The 17895-nt window shown below is 34.0% G+C and carries 14 protein-coding genes; 7 read left to right on the top strand and 7 right to left on the bottom strand.

From position 1 onward, the window contains the following. Positions 1–2: 2 nt before the first annotated feature. Positions 3–1679, bottom strand: a complete 1677-nt coding sequence (locus KGI96_RS00465) for a carbon starvation CstA family protein (RefSeq protein ID WP_211597689.1) — start codon at positions 1677–1679, stop codon at positions 3–5. Between the two features lie 211 nt (positions 1680–1890). Next, complete coding sequence (clpB, locus tag KGI96_RS00460; RefSeq protein WP_211597688.1) at positions 1891–4464, bottom strand: ATP-dependent chaperone ClpB; 2574 nt, start codon at positions 4462–4464, stop codon at positions 1891–1893. A 262-nt stretch (positions 4465–4726) separates the two neighbouring features. On the opposite strand from clpB, the gene KGI96_RS00455 reads away from it, so the two are divergent. Further along, positions 4727–5356 (top strand): TIGR01621 family pseudouridine synthase, encoded by a 630-nt coding sequence (locus KGI96_RS00455; RefSeq protein WP_211597687.1) that lies wholly within the window; start codon positions 4727–4729, stop codon positions 5354–5356. A 196-nt stretch (positions 5357–5552) separates the two neighbouring features. Here KGI96_RS00455 and rimO read toward each other — a convergent pair whose 3' ends face one another. From rimO to KGI96_RS00440, 3 genes are read right to left on the bottom strand one after another with little or no spacing between them, the layout of a single operon-like run. Next, the gene (rimO, locus tag KGI96_RS00450; protein ID WP_211597686.1) at positions 5553–6887 is read right to left on the bottom strand and encodes a 30S ribosomal protein S12 methylthiotransferase RimO; all 1335 of its coding nucleotides are present in this window, start codon (positions 6885–6887) and stop codon (positions 5553–5555) included. A 29-nt stretch (positions 6888–6916) separates the two neighbouring features. Continuing rightward, on the bottom strand, positions 6917–8062 hold the full coding sequence (dapE, locus tag KGI96_RS00445; protein ID WP_211597685.1) for a succinyl-diaminopimelate desuccinylase: 1146 nt from the start codon (positions 8060–8062) through the stop codon (positions 6917–6919). Between the two features lies 1 nt (position 8063). Beyond that, a complete protein-coding gene (locus tag KGI96_RS00440; protein ID WP_211597684.1) occupies positions 8064–8408 on the bottom strand; it encodes a Spx/MgsR family RNA polymerase-binding regulatory protein in 345 nt (114 codons plus the stop codon). Between the two features lie 255 nt (positions 8409–8663). On the opposite strand from KGI96_RS00440, the gene KGI96_RS00435 reads away from it, so the two are divergent. Continuing rightward, positions 8664–8909, top strand: a complete 246-nt coding sequence (locus tag KGI96_RS00435) for an ORF6N domain-containing protein (protein ID WP_229577185.1) — start codon at positions 8664–8666, stop codon at positions 8907–8909. 2 nt (positions 8910–8911) lie between these two features. Continuing rightward, a complete protein-coding gene (locus KGI96_RS00430; RefSeq protein ID WP_211597683.1) occupies positions 8912–9190 on the top strand; it encodes a helix-turn-helix transcriptional regulator in 279 nt (92 codons plus the stop codon). 153 nt (positions 9191–9343) lie between these two features. On the opposite strand, the gene KGI96_RS00425 is transcribed toward KGI96_RS00430, so the two are convergent. Both KGI96_RS00425 and KGI96_RS00420 read right to left on the bottom strand, forming a co-directional pair. After that, positions 9344–10324 (bottom strand): nucleotidyl transferase AbiEii/AbiGii toxin family protein, encoded by a 981-nt coding sequence (locus tag KGI96_RS00425; RefSeq protein WP_211597682.1) that lies wholly within the window; start codon positions 10322–10324, stop codon positions 9344–9346. Continuing rightward, positions 10321–11037, bottom strand: coding sequence for a DUF6088 family protein (locus KGI96_RS00420; protein WP_211597681.1), 717 nt, complete (start codon positions 11035–11037; stop codon positions 10321–10323). The genes KGI96_RS00425 and KGI96_RS00420 overlap by 4 nt, the downstream gene beginning before the upstream one ends. Before the next feature lie 210 nt (positions 11038–11247). On the opposite strand from KGI96_RS00420, the gene KGI96_RS00415 reads away from it, so the two are divergent. The 4 genes from KGI96_RS00415 (at position 11248) to KGI96_RS00400 (ending at position 17727) form a co-directional block, all read left to right on the top strand. Further along, entirely contained in the window at positions 11248–13407 is a 2160-nt protein-coding gene (locus KGI96_RS00415; protein ID WP_306344737.1) for an SNF2-related protein, read from the top strand. 80 nt (positions 13408–13487) lie between these two features. Beyond that, positions 13488–13844: a hypothetical protein gene (locus KGI96_RS00410; RefSeq protein WP_211597679.1), complete on the top strand. Its 357-nt coding sequence runs from the start codon at positions 13488–13490 to the stop codon at positions 13842–13844. 360 nt (positions 13845–14204) lie between these two features. Further along, positions 14205–14831: a hypothetical protein gene (locus tag KGI96_RS00405; RefSeq protein ID WP_211597678.1), complete on the top strand. Its 627-nt coding sequence runs from the start codon at positions 14205–14207 to the stop codon at positions 14829–14831. A gap of 16 nt (positions 14832–14847) precedes the next feature. Then, positions 14848–17727 (top strand): alpha/beta hydrolase family protein, encoded by a 2880-nt coding sequence (locus KGI96_RS00400; protein WP_229577183.1) that lies wholly within the window; start codon positions 14848–14850, stop codon positions 17725–17727. Positions 17728–17895 lie beyond the last annotated feature (168 nt).

Here is a 17895-nt window from a genome sequence, read left to right as displayed (position 1 = left end):
CATTATTCAGCTTGTTTATCTTTTGATGGCCATTCTTTTCTAAGCACAGATACGCACTCAAAAGATACCATAATAGATGCGATTAAAATAACAATATCTAACACTAATAATAACCACTGCTCTTTAACATAGAAAGCTTGTAATTGGATTAATAATGCCATTACTGTCATACATAGAAGAAATGCCATTGGTAATAAAGTGTACCAGCTCTTAATACCTCTACGTAATAACATCACAGATACAATTAATAAAGTTAAACCTGCCATTAACTGGTTCGTTGTACCGAATAAAGGCCAGATTGTTAAACCACCTGCACCATCATCGCCACCCGTTCCGAATACTAATCCGATACAGATACCTACCGCTGATAATGTTGCTACAGTACCATTTTTCAAGATTGGTAAGTTATAGATTTCACCAAATTCTTGTACGATATAACGTTGTAAACGCACACCTGTATCCATTGTTGTTCCAGCGAATAATGCCGCCATTACCGTTAACATTGTGACTGAAATTTCTTTACTGATTCCGACACCTTGATTGATGATTTCACCACCACCATTAATAAATGCACCGATCGAACCTTTACCAAATGCAGTATAAACAGCTTCCCAATCAGCTAAGGTTGCAAAACCTGCTGTTGCAGCAATGATTGCACCAAGAGAAAGCATTCCTTCGCCCATAGCACCAAAGTACCCCACAAAACGAATATCTTTTTCGTTGTTAATTTGTTTTGACGTTGTACCTGATGAAACTAAACCGTGGAAACCTGAAATCGCTCCACAGGCAATGGTTACGAATAATAATGGCATAATCGGTGGGGTACCGTTTGGCATATTTTCATTAAATGCTGGTGCCACCACATCTGGGGCAAATAGCATAATTGAAACGTATAAAATACCTAACCCAATAAATAATTGTAAACCATTGATATAATCACGAGGTTGTAACAACATCCATACAGGAAGTAATGATGCCACTGCTGCATAAGCAAAAAGAATTAAAATCCACCAACCAGTGCTGCTCATTCCCATCATTTCTGTTGGTAATGCAATCGGACATTGTGGGCCTAACCAAATTAACGTATATAATGCAATAACACCTACAATTGACACAATTGGTAGTGATAATTTAAAACGATAAATCGCTTGTCCAATGATAAATGCGACAACTAAAGCACCCCAAACTGGTAATACCGAAGAAGGAGTTTTGACCATCATTCGAGCAATTACAGTACCAAAAGCCGTATTTACCATTAGTAATAATAGGAAAATTACTACCATCAACAATGCTCTTGCACGACCTCCAATGACTTTACCTACGATAAAGCCCATTGATTGACCACGATTACGCACTGATGCCCAAATCGCAGACATATCGTGTACACCTGCCATAAAGATCGTACCAAATACAACCCAAATAAAAGCAGGTACCCAACCCCAAATTACAGCAATCGCTGGACCAATGATTGGAGCAGCTCCTGCAACTGACGTAAAATGATGTCCCCAAAGCACATATTTATTGGTTGGTACGTAATCGATACCATCTTTAAATTCGTGAGCAGGCGTTTTGAAATCATCACTGAGTTTAAAAATTTTTTCAGCGATAAATTTTGAATACACAAAGAAGCCCAATGCCATACAGCCTAAGCCTGTGAGTAATAGAAAGATACTATTCATAAAAAATCCTTATAAATAAAAACCCACTTAAAATGAACATTAAGTGATATAAATGTGACAAGTATATTTTTTGAGGAAAAGAAGTGGTTTTAGAAAACCGTATCCAGTTAGTAAATATACTAAATTTATAAATTAAAAACAAGTAGCTATCTATCAACTAAAAATTTAGATAGCTACCATAAAATTATCACTTATCTTTCTTTATTCTTCTTTATCCTTGAGAAACAATAATTCGCCCTTCAACTACATCAAGTGTAATTAAATTATTCGGCAATAATCGTCCACTTAAAATCTGTTGAGCAAGTGGATTTTCAAATTCTTGCTGAATCGCACGTTTCAACGGTCTTGCACCAAAGAGTGGGTCAAAGCCCGCTTTTGCAATATGTGTAAGGGCATTATCACTCACTTCAATTTGATAACCATTACTTGCCATTCGGTTAATTAAGCGTTGTAACTGAATTTTTGCAATCGCTTTGATATTTTCTTCGCCCAATGAATGGAAAACGACAGTCTCATCAATTCGGTTGATAAATTCAGGTCTAAAATGTTGCCCAACAACACTCATTACCATTGTTCGCATTTCTTCATAGTTCGCTTCCGTATGTCCTTGAATTAAATCTGAACCTAAGTTTGACGTCATAATCACCACCGTATTACGAAAATCAACAGTACGACCTTGTCCGTCTGTTAAACGCCCATCATCAAGCACTTGTAATAAAATATTAAACACATCACTATGTGCTTTTTCTACTTCATCAAGCAAAATCACAGAGTAAGGACGACGACGTACCGCCTCCGTTAAGTAGCCCCCTTCTTCATAGCCCACATAACCTGGAGGTGCACCGACCAAACGAGAAACGCTGTGTTTTTCCATAAATTCTGACATATCAATGCGAACCATTGCATTTTCATCATCAAATAAGAAATTCGCCAAGGTTTTGCAAAGCTCGGTTTTTCCTACCCCTGTTGGACCTAAAAATAAGAATGAACCAATCGGGCGATTTGGATCAGATAATCCTGCTCGGCTACGGCGGATCGCATTTGCCACCGATTCCACCGCTTCATTTTGCCCAATCACACGCTTGTGCAATTCTTGTTCCATTTTGAGCAATTTTTCTTTCTCGCCTTCCATCATTTTTGCCACTGGAATACCCGTTGCACGAGAAAGCACTTCGGCAATTTCTTCTTCGGTCACTTTGGTGCGTAATAAGTGATTTTCCGTGCCTTGCTCTTCACGCTCTTCCGCCTCTTTGAGCTGTTTTTCTAAGGCTGGAATCACGCCATATTGCAACTCTGACATTTTCTCATAGTTGCTTTCACGCTTAGCTTGTTCCATCAAAATACGGCTATTTTCTAATTCCTCTTTTAAGTGTTGCGTGCCTAAAAGACTTGATTTTTCCGCTTTCCATACTTCTTCAAGTTCGGCATATTCACGTTCCTTAGCTGTCATTTCTTGCTCTAATTTTGCTAAACGCTGACGGCTTGCCTCGTCATCTTCTTTTTGTAACGCTTGCTGTTCCAATTTAAGCTGAATAATACGGCGATCCAAACGATCCAACGGCTCAGGTTTAGAATCAATTTCCATTCGCACGCTTGACGCTGCCTCATCAATTAAATCAATCGCTTTATCTGGCAACTGACGATCGGAAACATAACGATATGACAGGGTTGCTGCCGCTACAATCGCAGGATCGGTAATTTTAACGTGATGATGAATTTCATAACGCTCTTTCAAGCCACGCAAAATCGCAATGGTGTCTTCCACCGTTGGCTCATCAATAAACACCTTTTGAAAACGACGTTCCAACGCTGCATCTTTTTCAATATATTGACGATATTCATCTAAAGTTGTCGCTCCCAAGCAGTGCAATTCGCCACGTGCTAACGACGGTTTTAATAAATTTCCTGCGTCCATTGCACCGTCACTTTTACCTGCACCAACCATTGTGTGAATTTCATCAATAAATAAAATTACCTGCCCTTCTTCTTTGGCAAGCTCTTTTAACACTGCTTTTAAGCGTTCTTCAAATTCACCACGATATTTTGCCCCTGCAATCAATGCCCCCATATCCAATGAAAGCACACGTTTATTACGTAATCCTTCTGGTATTTCATTATTCACAATACGTTGTGCTAAGCCTTCCACAATCGCCGTTTTACCCACACCCGGTTCGCCAATTAACACAGGATTATTTTTAGTACGACGTTGCAACACTTGAATCGCTCGGCGGATTTCTTCATCTCGTCCAATCACAGGATCAAGCTTGCCCGCTTTGGCTCGCTCGGTTAAATCAATGGTATATTTATCTAGTGCTTGACGTGTTTCTTCTGCGTTTGGGTTATTCACTTTCTCGCCCCCTCTAATTTGTTGAATCGCATTTTGTACTTTCGCTTTATTTAAACCGAGCTGTTTCAATAATTGCCCTAACTCGCCACGATCTTCTAAGGCAGCTAACACAAAGACTTCCGATGAAATATAGCTATCGCCCATCTCTGTCGCCAGTTTTTCGCATAAGGTTAATAAACGAATAAATGGCTGGCTTGGTTGGGTGTTTGCCCCTTGAACCTGTGGCAATTTGTTAATCAGCGTATTTAATTGATTTTGCAACGCCACCACATCAACTTGTAAACTGGTGAACAGCGGAGCTACACTGCCTTCTGATTGTTTTAATAACGTAATCAGTAAATGTGTTGGTTCAATATAATTATGATCTTTTCCAATAGCTAACGACTGAGCCTCGCCAATCGCTTCTTGGAATTTACTGGTAAATTTTTCAATATTCATTTGCTTTCCCCTCTAAATATTAAGGATTAAATTCTAAGTTTGATGTTGAATAAACTTCAAACTATCACAAAGAATAGATGGGGGATTTTTAATAAATTTCAAGTAATAAAATAACAAGCAACTATTTTATTACGCAATATTTAAGCGGTAAGATAGTAATTAAAATTTGCAAATTTTGATCAACATCCTACCGCTTGCTTAATTAGAGCATATTCATATTTTTTGTTACAATGGCTCTTCTATTTTCTATCTATCAAATAAAATGTATCAAAAATTTACAATCTGCTACCAAAATAACGACTTTGTTGTTATCAATAAACCTGCGGGCATTAGTGTTCATAAAGATAATGAAGAAACAGGATTAACCACACAACTTGCTCAACAGTTAGGCATAAAACAAGTGTGGTTGGTACATCGTTTAGATAAAGTAACGTCTGGCTTGTTGATTTTGGCATTAAAGCGTGAGGTAGCGGTCACATTCTCGCAACTTTTTGCAAATCATCAAATTCAAAAAACGTATTGGGCATTAGCCACCAACAAACCGAGAAAGAAACAGGGGAAAATTGTGGGGGATATGGAGCGTTCTCGTAATGGAGCGTGGAAGCTGTGTCATAGTAAACAAAATCCTGCAATTACACAATTTCACTCTCACTCAATTGAACCTAACCTACGTCACTTTATTCTTCAGCCAAAAACGGGAAAAACCCATCAATTACGTGTTGCAATGAAAAGTTTAGGTAGCCCAATTTTGGGGGATAAACTTTATGGTGGGGGAAATACTGATCGTGTTTACCTACACGCTTATCAATTAGAATTTGTCTATCAAAATCAACCAATCAAAATAAGCTGTGTTCCTCAAAAGGGAGTATTGTGGCAAAAGCTAGATATCTAAAAAAATCGAGAATTGACAAATTTAATTCCTCACGTAGAGACAGGGCATGCCCTGTCTCTACAATATATTTATACATCAATAAGTTATATTAAAAATCAATAAAATATAGCGGTTAGATCTAGTTTAAAATTTACAATTTTTATGCTTGCTTTTCTTAATAGCATCTACATAATCATTATTGATTTTAAGAAAAAATCTAAACTAACATTCCCCACAAATCATACTCATCAGCCTCTGTAATGACTACATTTACCACTTCACCAACTTGTATTTCTGTATTTTGTGGATTGTTTACATAAACTAAACCATCAATTTCAGGAGCGTCCGCCATTGAACGACCAATAATACCTTCATCATCAATTTTATCAATAATCACCGCTAATGTTTTACCTATTTTTTGTTGTAAACGTTGTGCGGAAATTTGTTGTTGAAGTTGCATAAAGCGATGAAAACGTTCTTCTTTCACTTCTTCTGATACTTGATTTGGCATATCTGTTGCCGTTGCACCATCAACAGGGCTAAATTTAAAACAGCCCACTCGGTCTAACTGTGCTTCTTTTAAGAAATCTAATAGTAGTTGAAAATCCTCTTCTGTTTCGTCTTGAAAGCCGACAATAAAAGTAGAACGCAAGGTTAATTCAGGGCAAATTTCACGCCATTTTTTAATACGTTCAAGAGTACGATTAATAGAACCGGGGCGTTTCATTGCTTTTAATATTTTAGGGCTTGCGTGTTGTAATGGAATATCTAAATAGGGCAAGATTTTCCCTTCTGCCATTAATGGAATTAAATTATCGACGTGCGGATAAGGATAAACATAATGCAAACGCACCCAAATACCGAGTGAACCTAATTCTTCACATAAGCTAATTAAATTATTTTTTATCGGTTTACCTTGCCAAAATACCGTTTTTGATTGACTTTCTTTACCTTGTTCTAAAGAATAGGCAGAAGTATCTTGTGACACGACTAACAATTCTTTTACCCCTGAATCTCGTAGCCGTTTCGCTTCATCTAAAACCTGTGTGATAGAACGGCTCTCTAATTTTCCTCGCATTGAAGGAATAATACAGAAAGTACAATGATGATCGCAACCTTCTGAAATTTTTAAATAAGCATAATGCTTTGGCGTTAATTTAACACCTTGTGCAGGAACAAGGTTTACATAAGGATTATATTCAGGCTTTGGTACATATTTATACACTTGTTGCATTACTGCTTCATAGCTGTGAGGACCTGTAACTTCAAGTACTTTAGGATGAACTTCACGAATACGATCCTCTTTTGCCCCTAAACAACCAGTGACAATCACTCGCCCATTTTCGGCTAAGGCCTCCCCTATTGTTTCTAACGACTCTTGTACTGCACTATCAATAAACCCACAAGTATTGACAATAACCAAATCTGCATTTTCATAACTTGGAATAATGTTATAACCATCAGTACGTAATTCCGTTAAAATACGTTCTGAATCCACTAAATTTTTAGGACAACCTAAACTGACAAAACCAATATTTGGCATACTATTCATAAAATCATCTCAATAATCACTCAAAAAAACTATTTTAACAATTGCGTTAAAATATCTAAATAGATCAAACCTGATTTGGCAAGATCTTCACAACTCACACACTCATCAACTTTATGAATGGTTTTATTCAAAGGTCCAAATTCTATAATTTCCGCGCCCATTTGAGCAATAAAACGTCCATCTGACGTTCCCCCTGATGTATCTAATTTAGGGGTAATATTTGCAAATTTTTCAATTGATCGTACCGCTATATCAATCAACTTACCCTCTGCTGTTAAAAATGGGTTGCCTGATAAATTCCACTCAATACGATATTTCAACTGATGTTTTGCTAATAACTCTTCGACGGTATTTTTAATTATTTCCGCATTGATTTCTGTACTAAAGCGTAAATTAAACTGCACATAAAGTTGTGCAGGAATGACATTATTACTGCCTGTCCCTGCGTGAATATTAGCAATCTGTAAACTTGTCGCAGGGAAAAAATCATTACCCTTATCCCATTGATAATTCACTAACTCATCTAACATTGATGTTGCTTTATGCACAGGATTTTCTGCTAAATGAGGATAAGCTACGTGTCCTTGAACGCCCTCAATATAAAGATCCGCAGTGATAGAACCTCGACGCCCATTTTTAATCGTATCACCTAACTTTTGACTACTCGACGGTTCACCAACCACACAATAATGAACCGCTTCATTACGTGCCATTAATGTTTCCACCACTTTAACTGTCCCATCTTTTGCAGCAGCTTCTTCATCAGAAGTAATCAACAACGCCACTTTACCTTTATGATCTGGATTATTTCTTACAAAGTCACGAACTGCAATCACCATTGCGGCAAGTGAACCTTTCATATCCGCCGCACCACGTCCATAAAGCATATCACCCACAATCTCTGCACTAAATGGAGGGTATTGCCATTGTGACGTATCGCCTACTGGCACAACATCAGTATGCCCTGCAAAAGCGATACAAGGTGAAGTTTCTTTATCATTACTTTCACCGTGAGTTGCCCATAGATTTAAAGTATCCCCAAACTCAAGCCACTCAATATTAAAGCCTTCTTTTGCTAAAATATCAGCAATCACTTTTTGACAGCCTTTATCTTCAGGGCTAATAGACTCTCTCTGAATTAAATTTTGAGCAAGTGTTATAATTTCATTTTTCATTTTATTTTAACTTCGCTGTATATTCATTTGCATTAAAACCAAGTAACACCACATCATCTTTAATGGTAATTGGACGTTTAATTAACGTAGGATTTTCTAACAACACCTTTAATGCTAATTCTCGGTTTAAATTATCTTTAATGTCTGAATCTAAATTTCGCCAAGTTGTAGAACGCTTATTCACCAGCTTATCCCAACCTAAAAGAGCTTCTATATTAATTAACCAATCTTTATCTAATCCATCCACACGATAATCGTGTAAAGTTGCTGGTAAATTATTATCCACACACCATTTCAGTGCTTTTTTAACAGTGTCACAGTTTTTTATGCCATAGAGAGTAATCATTGTTTGATCCTATTATTTTTAAGTATTGGAATAAGTTTAACAAAATTTAACTGTTTTTTATATTATAAGTATTGATTAAAGAATCTATAAACTAGAAGTATTTAATTTTTAGATAAATTTGCAAAAAGTTGCATTTACCTAACCGCTTATAAAGCGTTATTTTTACGATCCTTATCGCAAAATTAAAATAATTTTTATTTGGAGATAAAAATTTCGATTATAGTCATACAAATATAATCACACAAAATTATCACTATGAATAAATTAACCACAATGGAACTCTTTGATATTAAATCAAAAATTTATACCATAAGAGATAAACACGTAATGTTAGATAGGGATTTGGCTCTGCTTTATGGGGTTGAAACCAAAAGAATAAATGAAGCGGTAAGAAATAATCCTAGATTGTTTACAGAACAAGGCGTTTATATGCTTGCGACAATTCTGAAAAGTAAGGTTGCTTCTGAAATTACTGTTTCTATTATTAAAAGGAGAACATAAAAATGCACAATAGTATATTTTCACATCGTATTCCTAACAATGCTAAAGTAGCTAAACAACCTACAAGAAAAACTCAACAACAATATACACAGAAAGATAATGAAGATACTTACTGGTCTATTAAAGATATCGCAGCTTATATCAAACAAAGCGAAAGGACGGTGAGGAGGAATCTACTTAATGACCCAATATTTCCCCGCCCTATACAATTTGGAGAGAACACTTCAAAAAGGTGGTTAGCAAGTGAAGTTAAAGTTGCCTTATTACTCTTTAGAAAGTAAAAATAATAAGGAATAATATATTCCACGATATTTTTATTATTATATTTGAAAAGTAGTATAACTAAATGAATACTAGATGTTGAATAGATCTCCAATAAAGTCGCAAATTGCGACTTCACGGGACATTTAAAAGAGACCGTTCAAAATTTCAGATTAAGCCTCAATGTCTGTATATAAAATTGTTGATATTTTTTCAACTGAAATAATAAGATCATCAACTGAAGGCATTATTCTATAATCATATACTAATGCCTTAAATTCATTTTCATAAAATGATCTTAAATCATTCAATACTTCACGAGGGTTACAGAAAATATCTACTGATGAGAATGAAGCTTTAGCCCAATCATCATTAAATTGATACTCATCATCAGCCCTAACTTTTTTGAGCATATTTATAAATTCATCACTATCAATAAATAATTGAATATCATCTTGTTGCATCAAGAAAAATAAATCATAAAAATGTCTTATTTTACTTTTAGTATTTGTATAGTTACTATCATTATGATCATCATATGAAGCCCTTGCTATAGCACTAATTTTTTCACAAAATGTTCTTTTATAATCAAGAATGTTGATATCAAAAGGCTCTAAATGATACTTCTGTATTAGTTCTCTCGCTTCCTTATTTTGATTGTTTAAAAAATCATAAATATAAGTATTAATTTTCTTAGTTACATAAGGCTCTGGTTGAGTAAAGGAGTTTAATTCAAGAATTAATTGCTCTTTTGCATGCCCCCATAATCCATCCATAATTTTGGGATATTCATATACTGTTTTTCTAAACTTTGAGCCTTTAGATGTATAATCCGTCTTATGCTCAATAAAGTTTTCATCCAGTATTGCTTTCTCAATATTTTTAATGAGATTTTTAGTTTGATTTGCACTCAAGTCTTTATTAATAATGGCTAAATCAATATCTTCTGAAAATCTATGGATGATTTTATATGCTTTAGATAACGATGTTCCACCTTTAAATATAGCAACATCAACGTATTTACTTTCACTTAATTTTTTAAGAATATAGGTCACCCAGTAATCTTTTTCTACATAAATACTTGCTAAATTAAGGCTCTTGGCTGTTGCTTCAATTAAATCTCTGAAGTCCTCTTGCTCTGTATGCAATATCATATAATGTTCCAATCTCTTGTATTCTGTAAAACTTCTTTATTCAACTCTATTTTATAGGAAGTTAATGGATTAAGCGAAGATTTGAGTCTATCCAAATATAATACTTCACCTAAACTTTGTAATATAGCACCTAATAACGCTCGTGTTCTTGGTGTATATTTAAGCGCCAAAGAGACCATTTTTTCCAGCTCCTGAGATGATAAAGAGCCTATGATTTTTGCAATTCTCTGTACTGTTTCAGTTGGTGTAGTCGCTGGTATTCTTTTAATATCTTTTAGAGCATCCAAAATTTGTAGTAAGTAAATATCATCTTTTTGAGCATTTACCCTTATAGGAACAAATTTCACATTAATGTTATCAATAGAAACCTTTTTATATGGCTTATTGGTAGCAAGTGTAATCTCATTTGCCACTTGAGTCGTTAATCCTAATTTTCTAAATACATTACATCCTGTTTCATAAACTATATCATCCGTTGAGGTGATAAGACTTTCGATTTTTTCTATAGAGCTTGGTTCTAATTCACCAAAAGATCTTTTCTTAGGTTTATAGAACTTCCCTTTTGATACTTTTTTTATTACCCCTTTTTTAAAAAGCCGACTTAACTCTATCGCTACACTTGATTTTTCAGGGCAAGGAATATCTTTATAGGTAAAAAGTCTTCCATCTTCAACCGTTGAAATAAAGGTTCTGGTGGTTTCTGCAACAGACATAATTATTACCTCAATACTAAATTATTAATAATATATATTATATTATATTATGAAATGTTTTTAAAGTAAAAAACTTTTCTTTCCTATTATATTATTCATATCAAAATAATCACAAATCTGTTAACCATATATGTACCATAAAATTGACAATACAAATTTTTATCTTCTCCATTATTTAATGAGCAAGAGCTTAACCCCAAGTATGAAAAAATTATTGATGGATTAGAGAGAACACCTCTAGGTCCACAAAGAATTAAAATTCATAATATTTTAAAAGGATTTATTGAGCATAAATTAGAAGCAATCATTCTCAATGGCGAAATGGGAACAGGTAAAACGTATGTGTCTATTGCCACTGCTGCAATTTATCACAAATATAACCCTAAACCTATTTTCGTCATATGCCCTCCCCATTTAGTATATAAATGGAGAAGAGAAATATTATCAACGATACAAAATGCAAAAGTCACCGTCATTAATGGTAGTGATGCGATTAATAAACTGTTGAAATTGCGTGAACAAGTATTAAATAAAACCTTAGATAATACTATTCCACAATTTATTGTTATTGGACGAGTTCGTATGCGAATGGGCTTTCATTGGAAACCTGCATACACTATTCGTAAGATCCATAGCATTACAACACTTAATAACAGTGAAAAAGTCTCTCATACTGATGAATATATTGCTTGTTCACATTGTGGTGATTTTTTTATTGATAGTGATAAAAATTTCGTTGATGTAAATCGGTTTACAGATGAATTTTCTAATGATCAACAATATTGTAGTAAATGCTCAAACCCATTATGGACAATGCACCATCGAGCAAATACAGGTAATGATAATAAAGAATTACAATTAATAAAATTCTTACAAAAATTACCAGGTATTGGCAAAGTGACGGCTCAAAAAATGGTTCAACAATTTGGTGTCGAGCAACTCACCAGTATTATTGATGATAATATTTATGAATTTGTAAACTTATACGATCCTGAAAAACAAGGTGAGTTTTATTTCACTGATAAACACGCAAAACGTATTGAGCGATCTTTAGGACGATTAGAATTTGCCTTACGGTTTATTTCTTATCAACCAAGTGAGTTTATTAAACGTTATTTTCCAAGAAAATTCTTTGGGCTTGCGATTGCTGATGAAGCACACGAATACAAAAATTCAGGCTCTGCACAAGGGCAAGCAATGGCTGTATTATGCAGTGCTTCAGATCAAGTGTTACCTTTAACAGGTACCTTGATGGGAGGATATGCAAGTGATTTATTCCATTTATTATGGAGAATTATGCCAAGTTTTATGCGTTCACAAGGCTTTTCTGCCAATCAATCTAATTCATTAGGAACAGCAGAAATGGACTTTATGCGTAGATATGGAGTGCTAATTGATGTGATTAAAACGACGAATGGTCCTGCTCATAAAACAGCAAAAGGTAACCAAACTCGTACATCTGTTAAAAAAGCACCTGGATTTTCTCCTATGGGTATTGCAAAACATATCCTACCATTTACTGTCTTTATGAAATTAAATGATTTTGGTAATGAATTACCTGCTTATACGGAAAATACGCATACCGTATCGTTACCAGCAGATATGCAAAAATACTATAAAGATTTGGAAGATAAACTGATTGGTATTATGCGAGAAGCCATACGTAAAAAGGATAATTCACTGATTGGATTAGTGATGACTTTCTTACTAAGATGGACTGATACTGCATTTAGAGAAGAAGTGCTTTATCATCCAAAAACGAAAAAACCATTAGTTAATGTCCGTCATCATTTTGATGAAAATAGACCAATGCCAAAAGAGCAAGATTGTATAGATCTTTGTTTAGCACAAAAGCAACAAAATCGTAAAGTGATTATATACACTACCTATACAGGTAAACACGATACAATGACACGATTAAAAGGCTTTTTAGAAAACAAAGGACTTAATGTAGCGGTTCTTCGTTCTAATGTGAAAACAGATGAACGAGAAGACTGGATTGCAGATAAAGTAGAGCAAAACATTGATGTTTTAATCACAAACCCTGAACTTGTAAAAACAGGTTTAGACTTATTTGCATTTCCTACATTATATTTTATGCAAACTGGCACAAATACATATACGCTTGAGCAAGCTTCAAGACGTAGTTGGCGATTAGGTCAAAAAAATGATGTTGAAGTATATTTTTCTTGCTATGACAGTACCAGTCAAACAAAATGTTTGTCTTTAATGTCTAACAAAATAAAAGTTAGTCAATCAACATCAGGTGTGATGCCTGAAACTGGATTAGATGTCTTTGATGAAGAAGCGGATAACAGCATTCTTTTTGAAATGGCAAAAGATTTAGTAAAGGCTCATAGAAATATATAAATTCAAACCTTAACCCTTTAAGGAGAATCATCCCTAAAGGGAGATTCTCCTTTTTTAATACTAAAATATGGAGAACTAAAATGGGATTAGATATTTATTTTCAAAAAAATAAAGAAAATTATGGATATTTCCGTAAAGTTAATTTTTTAATTAACTGGATGTATAACAATGTTAGTGATTTTGATAATTGCCAAGAAATTGTTATAGAAAAACATCATATAGAGAAATTATTAAGTGATACTAAAAAAGTCCTTAATACTAAAACTCAAGAAATTGCAGAAGAATATCTACCTTGTACTACAGGTTTTTTCTTCGGAAGCCAATTATATGATAATTATTACTATGAAGATGTAAAAGAAGTCAATGAGTTTTGCAAAAAAACACTTAATGAGTTTGATTTTGAAAAAGATATTTTGCTCTTTTATGCTTGGTGGTAATCACAGTAATAGCCAATCGATATTATCGGTTGGCTATTTTTTTAAGAATAATTAGGTGAATTGGTGATAATAAAATCGTTTATTTCCGAGGTGATGATGGGTGATAACACTAGTTGATATCCCTGTGTGAATAATGCTCTCTCTATTGAAAATTGTAATGACTTCATTATAGGTAATTTGGATAATAATATCATTCTTAGACACCCAAACAATCATATTTTCAGTGACACCCTGCACTCTCAACAAAACAAAAGTCAATATAAAACAATCACTTAATCACCTTAAAGTCTCTCTATTTTCTACATTAAAAATATTTAAAAATTTCTATTGACAAAATAAATATAGAGGAATACTATATTTTTGACAATCATTCTCATCAGTAAAAATCTTACAAAAAAATACAAATATCTTACCGCTACAAATAACAAATGGAGAAGAAAAGTGAAAGTCTCACCAAGATGTATAATAATTCTTACTATTAGCACTCTTTGTATCTTGCCATTTTGTTTTGAGTGGATTATAGCAGAAATTACAACTCCTATTAGGTGTGCCATGTTGGGAGATAAAGGTGTAGAAATTTATCTTTCTAAAGAACAATGGCGAGCAAGTAGATCTGATTTGGATTTTTCTAAGATTTCATCTAGTGATTTTGAAAACAACTGGATAGGTTCATCAGAATATCATGACCTTAAAATGAAAAACTATAAAAAAAATTTTAAATTTAAGGGACAAAATTATGAACTTTGGGGAATTTATCCAAAATTTTCAATAACAGTATACGTTAATAAAACAGAAGCTTATGATGTATTTTCGAAAATTTATTGGCTTTACTATGATAATAAGCTGAATTCTGTTGTAGCAAATTCAAAAGATGTGAGAGGTTATTATCGTAATTATGCAAATATGGGACTTGATCATAGTTCAATAAAATGTAATAGAGATAATGATATTTCAATGACCATAATGGTACGAAACTATTTTAAGTAAACTTAGAGGTGTTAAGATGAGCGGAAATGATGCATTGTTAGCCAAAATATCTTATTTAGATTTTAAGCGTGATAGTCAAGGTAATTTATTGAATAATACTTCTGATATAAAGAAAGCAGTATTAACTGATGAAGACACCTCAATATCTGAGGAGGAAATTAATTATTTTAATGAACACTATGAATTAGTTGCTCAACAAGCTGAAACTGATAATGGTTATTCTGGTATTATTGTTAGAAAAAGAGATACTCAAGAGCATATTGTTGTTCATCGTGGAACTCACGATTTATATGATTTAGCAATAGTAGATGTTAAATTAGCAATTACAGGAATTGCTCGTCAACAATATAAAGATGCAATGAATTTTATTGATAGTTCACTTGATTCTAATATAAAATTTTATCAAGTAGGACATAGTCTTGGCTATGCATTGGGAACTCTCATTCATTTTACTCATAAAAATTCAAATTATGTTAACGGGTTCAATGGAGCAGGAATAAATATTAGAGGGCATCAAAAGTTTTTGGAAGAGATGGCTACATCTGTAGATAGCTCATTTGATTTTAGTAAAAGAGAAACACTTACAAATTATGTTGGAAGTGGACTCAGACTAGTTGCTAATGACATTAGAAATAATCAGTATGGAAAGCTAGTTGTACTAAAAAAATCTAATGACTATATTTTTAGGTTCAAACCAGAGGAAATAGCGTCTGCTGGTTTACTAGGGAACTGGATGTTAACTTCATCATTAGGAGCCCTTGGGTTACAAATGGCTGGACATAAAATAGATAGTCTCGTTGAGGCTGGATATGATATTGAAACAAATACACTATATACTATTAATCCAACTATTCCAGAGAAAGAGCCATTACCACACTCTGATTCATTTTCTCTGACAGAACATGGTTTAACTGATGAAATGGCTAAAAAAATGTTTAAGGAAACTAAAAGTGAATTTAAATATCTCACCACTCAACCAACAGAAAAACTTCCTGATGGAAGGTTTAAATACGATCCTGTTTATACCGATTATGGTTGGGGGTTATATGCCGATGCGAATACACTAAATTTAGATGCATATGCAGATAGAGATAAAGTTGACAATGCTACCAATACCTTTAAGTCTAATACTGTAACCGATGATTTTAGACTTAGTAATGGTAATAAATCAGAGAAACCAATTAGCGATATATCATTACCAGTAAAAATAATTGATATTGCAGATAGTCTTACACTGAATAATGCTTCAAATCTCGGTAAAAGTGTTCTCCCAACCGATCCCCTCATTCTCGATTTGAATGGTGATGGTATTCATTTAAGTAGTTATAACGATAACAAAATTTTATTTGATATTGATAATGACGGAGGTTCATTAGAGCAAACAGGTTGGATTAATGCTGATGATGGGTTCTTAGTAAACGACCTTAATAAAAATGGTAAAATTGATAATATCAGTGAGATTTTCTCTGAGTTTTATGCAGGTAAAGTTGGAAAAAATGGCGAAACTGGTGAGAAACGTTTTAAAACAGGTTTTGATGCATTAAGAACCTTAGACAGTAATAACGATGGTGTCTTTGATAAAAAAGATAATGCTTGGAACACGGTTCGTGTATGGAAAGATAAAAACCAAAATGGTCAAACCGATAAAGGAGAATTATTAACCCTTGCCAGTTTAAAAATCACCAAAATCAATTTAGGTTATAACTATGTGGGTGGTGAGTTCTATGACGGAAATGAGATTTTAGCCCGTGGTGATTTTATGATTAATGGTAAAACGAATCAAGCATTATCCGTTAATTTTTTAGCCGATCCAAGAGGGAATACTTTTACTCATCTTGAAGGGGGCGTAAAAGTAGAAACACAAGGGGATGGACGTATTGGTGAAAACTCTGTGTTTACATCAACTGAAAAAGGCAATACAACCTTAGACGCCAAAAAATTAGGAGTAAAAAATATTGCTGCTGGTGTAGGTAATGATGTGTTAAAAGGCGATGACGGTAATAACTGGCTTGCAGGTAACCTTGGCAGTGATACCTTCTATGGTGGTTCTGGTGATGATGTATTAATTATTGATGGTGATGATAAAGCCGAAAATATTCACGGTGGTGAAGGTGAAGATATCATTCAAGTCGTGGGTAATAAAGCCGTTAATATTGATTTATTTAAAGCTGAAGTAGAAGCAATACAAGGTGGTCGTGGCGATGATGTGATTGTTTCTAGTGGCAATAAAACCGTTTATGTACGCGGTGGCGATGGTGATGACACAATTTTAGGTGGCTTTGCGAATGATGCACTCTCAGGAGAAAATGGCAATGACCTTATTATGGGTAACTTGGGTGATGACTTGATTCGTGGACATCGTGGTAATGACTATCTTATCGGTAACCAAGGTAATGATTTAATCTGGGGAGGCTCAGATGATGATGTGCTCTTTGGGGGTAAAGGTAATGATATGCTCAGTGGTGACAGTGGAGATGATTACCTAGACGGTGAAGACGGTGATGATATAGTGACATATAGCGGTAACTTCGCAGATTATAAAATCAAAAAAGTTCAAGATGGTGTACTTATTACAGATACAGTTCAAGGACGTGATGGTACGGACTTTGTACGTAATGTAGAAAAAGCTAACTTTAAAGATATTAAAGGCTACTTATTACCACAAGAAAATGATCTAGGTCTTGATAATCCTCTACCTGTAATGGATATTATTGACCGAGATAAAAATGGTCGCTTATTAGATGGGAAAACACCTTATGTCATTAGTCGTAAGCAATTATTAGCCAATGATATTGACTTACAAAATGATAAGTTGGATGTGACGCAATTGATGAATATTAAAAATAGAGAAAACTATAAAAATACTTCTTATAAAACAGCACCTTATCTTGTTTAATCTTATCTGAAATACTTTCCTTTTTCTACGCAAAAATATTTTCCAAAAACCTTAAAATTTCTATTGACAAAATAAAAACAGAGGAATATCATTTTTTTAACATTCATTCTCATCAATAAAATTTTTGCAAAAAAGTGCAAATATCTAACCGCTACAAATAACGAATGG

The sequence above is a fragment of the Phocoenobacter atlanticus subsp. cyclopteri genome (assembly GCF_018343795.1).
Lineage (GTDB): Bacteria > Pseudomonadota > Gammaproteobacteria > Enterobacterales > Pasteurellaceae > Phocoenobacter > Phocoenobacter atlanticus.
Note: the sequence above shows the minus strand (reverse complement) of the source record. Positions and strands in the feature narration are given on the sequence as shown.

Coding starts and splice junctions, on each gene's coding strand:
- KGI96_RS00400 (WP_229577183.1), top strand. CDS start 14,848: ATGAGCGGAAATGATGCATTGTTAGCCAAAATATCTTATTTAGATTTT.
- clpB (WP_211597688.1), bottom strand. CDS start 4,464: ATGAATATTGAAAAATTTACCAGTAAATTCCAAGAAGCGATTGGCGAG.
- KGI96_RS00425 (WP_211597682.1), bottom strand. CDS start 10,324: ATGATATTGCATACAGAGCAAGAGGACTTCAGAGATTTAATTGAAGCA.
- KGI96_RS00465 (WP_211597689.1), bottom strand. CDS start 1,679: ATGAATAGTATCTTTCTATTACTCACAGGCTTAGGCTGTATGGCATTG.
- KGI96_RS00435 (WP_229577185.1), top strand. CDS start 8,664: ATGAATAAATTAACCACAATGGAACTCTTTGATATTAAATCAAAAATT.
- KGI96_RS00455 (WP_211597687.1), top strand. CDS start 4,727: ATGTATCAAAAATTTACAATCTGCTACCAAAATAACGACTTTGTTGTT.
- dapE (WP_211597685.1), bottom strand. CDS start 8,062: ATGAAAAATGAAATTATAACACTTGCTCAAAATTTAATTCAGAGAGAG.
- KGI96_RS00430 (WP_211597683.1), top strand. CDS start 8,912: ATGCACAATAGTATATTTTCACATCGTATTCCTAACAATGCTAAAGTA.
- KGI96_RS00410 (WP_211597679.1), top strand. CDS start 13,488: ATGGGATTAGATATTTATTTTCAAAAAAATAAAGAAAATTATGGATAT.
- KGI96_RS00420 (WP_211597681.1), bottom strand. CDS start 11,037: ATGTCTGTTGCAGAAACCACCAGAACCTTTATTTCAACGGTTGAAGAT.
- KGI96_RS00440 (WP_211597684.1), bottom strand. CDS start 8,408: ATGATTACTCTCTATGGCATAAAAAACTGTGACACTGTTAAAAAAGCA.
- rimO (WP_211597686.1), bottom strand. CDS start 6,887: ATGAATAGTATGCCAAATATTGGTTTTGTCAGTTTAGGTTGTCCTAAA.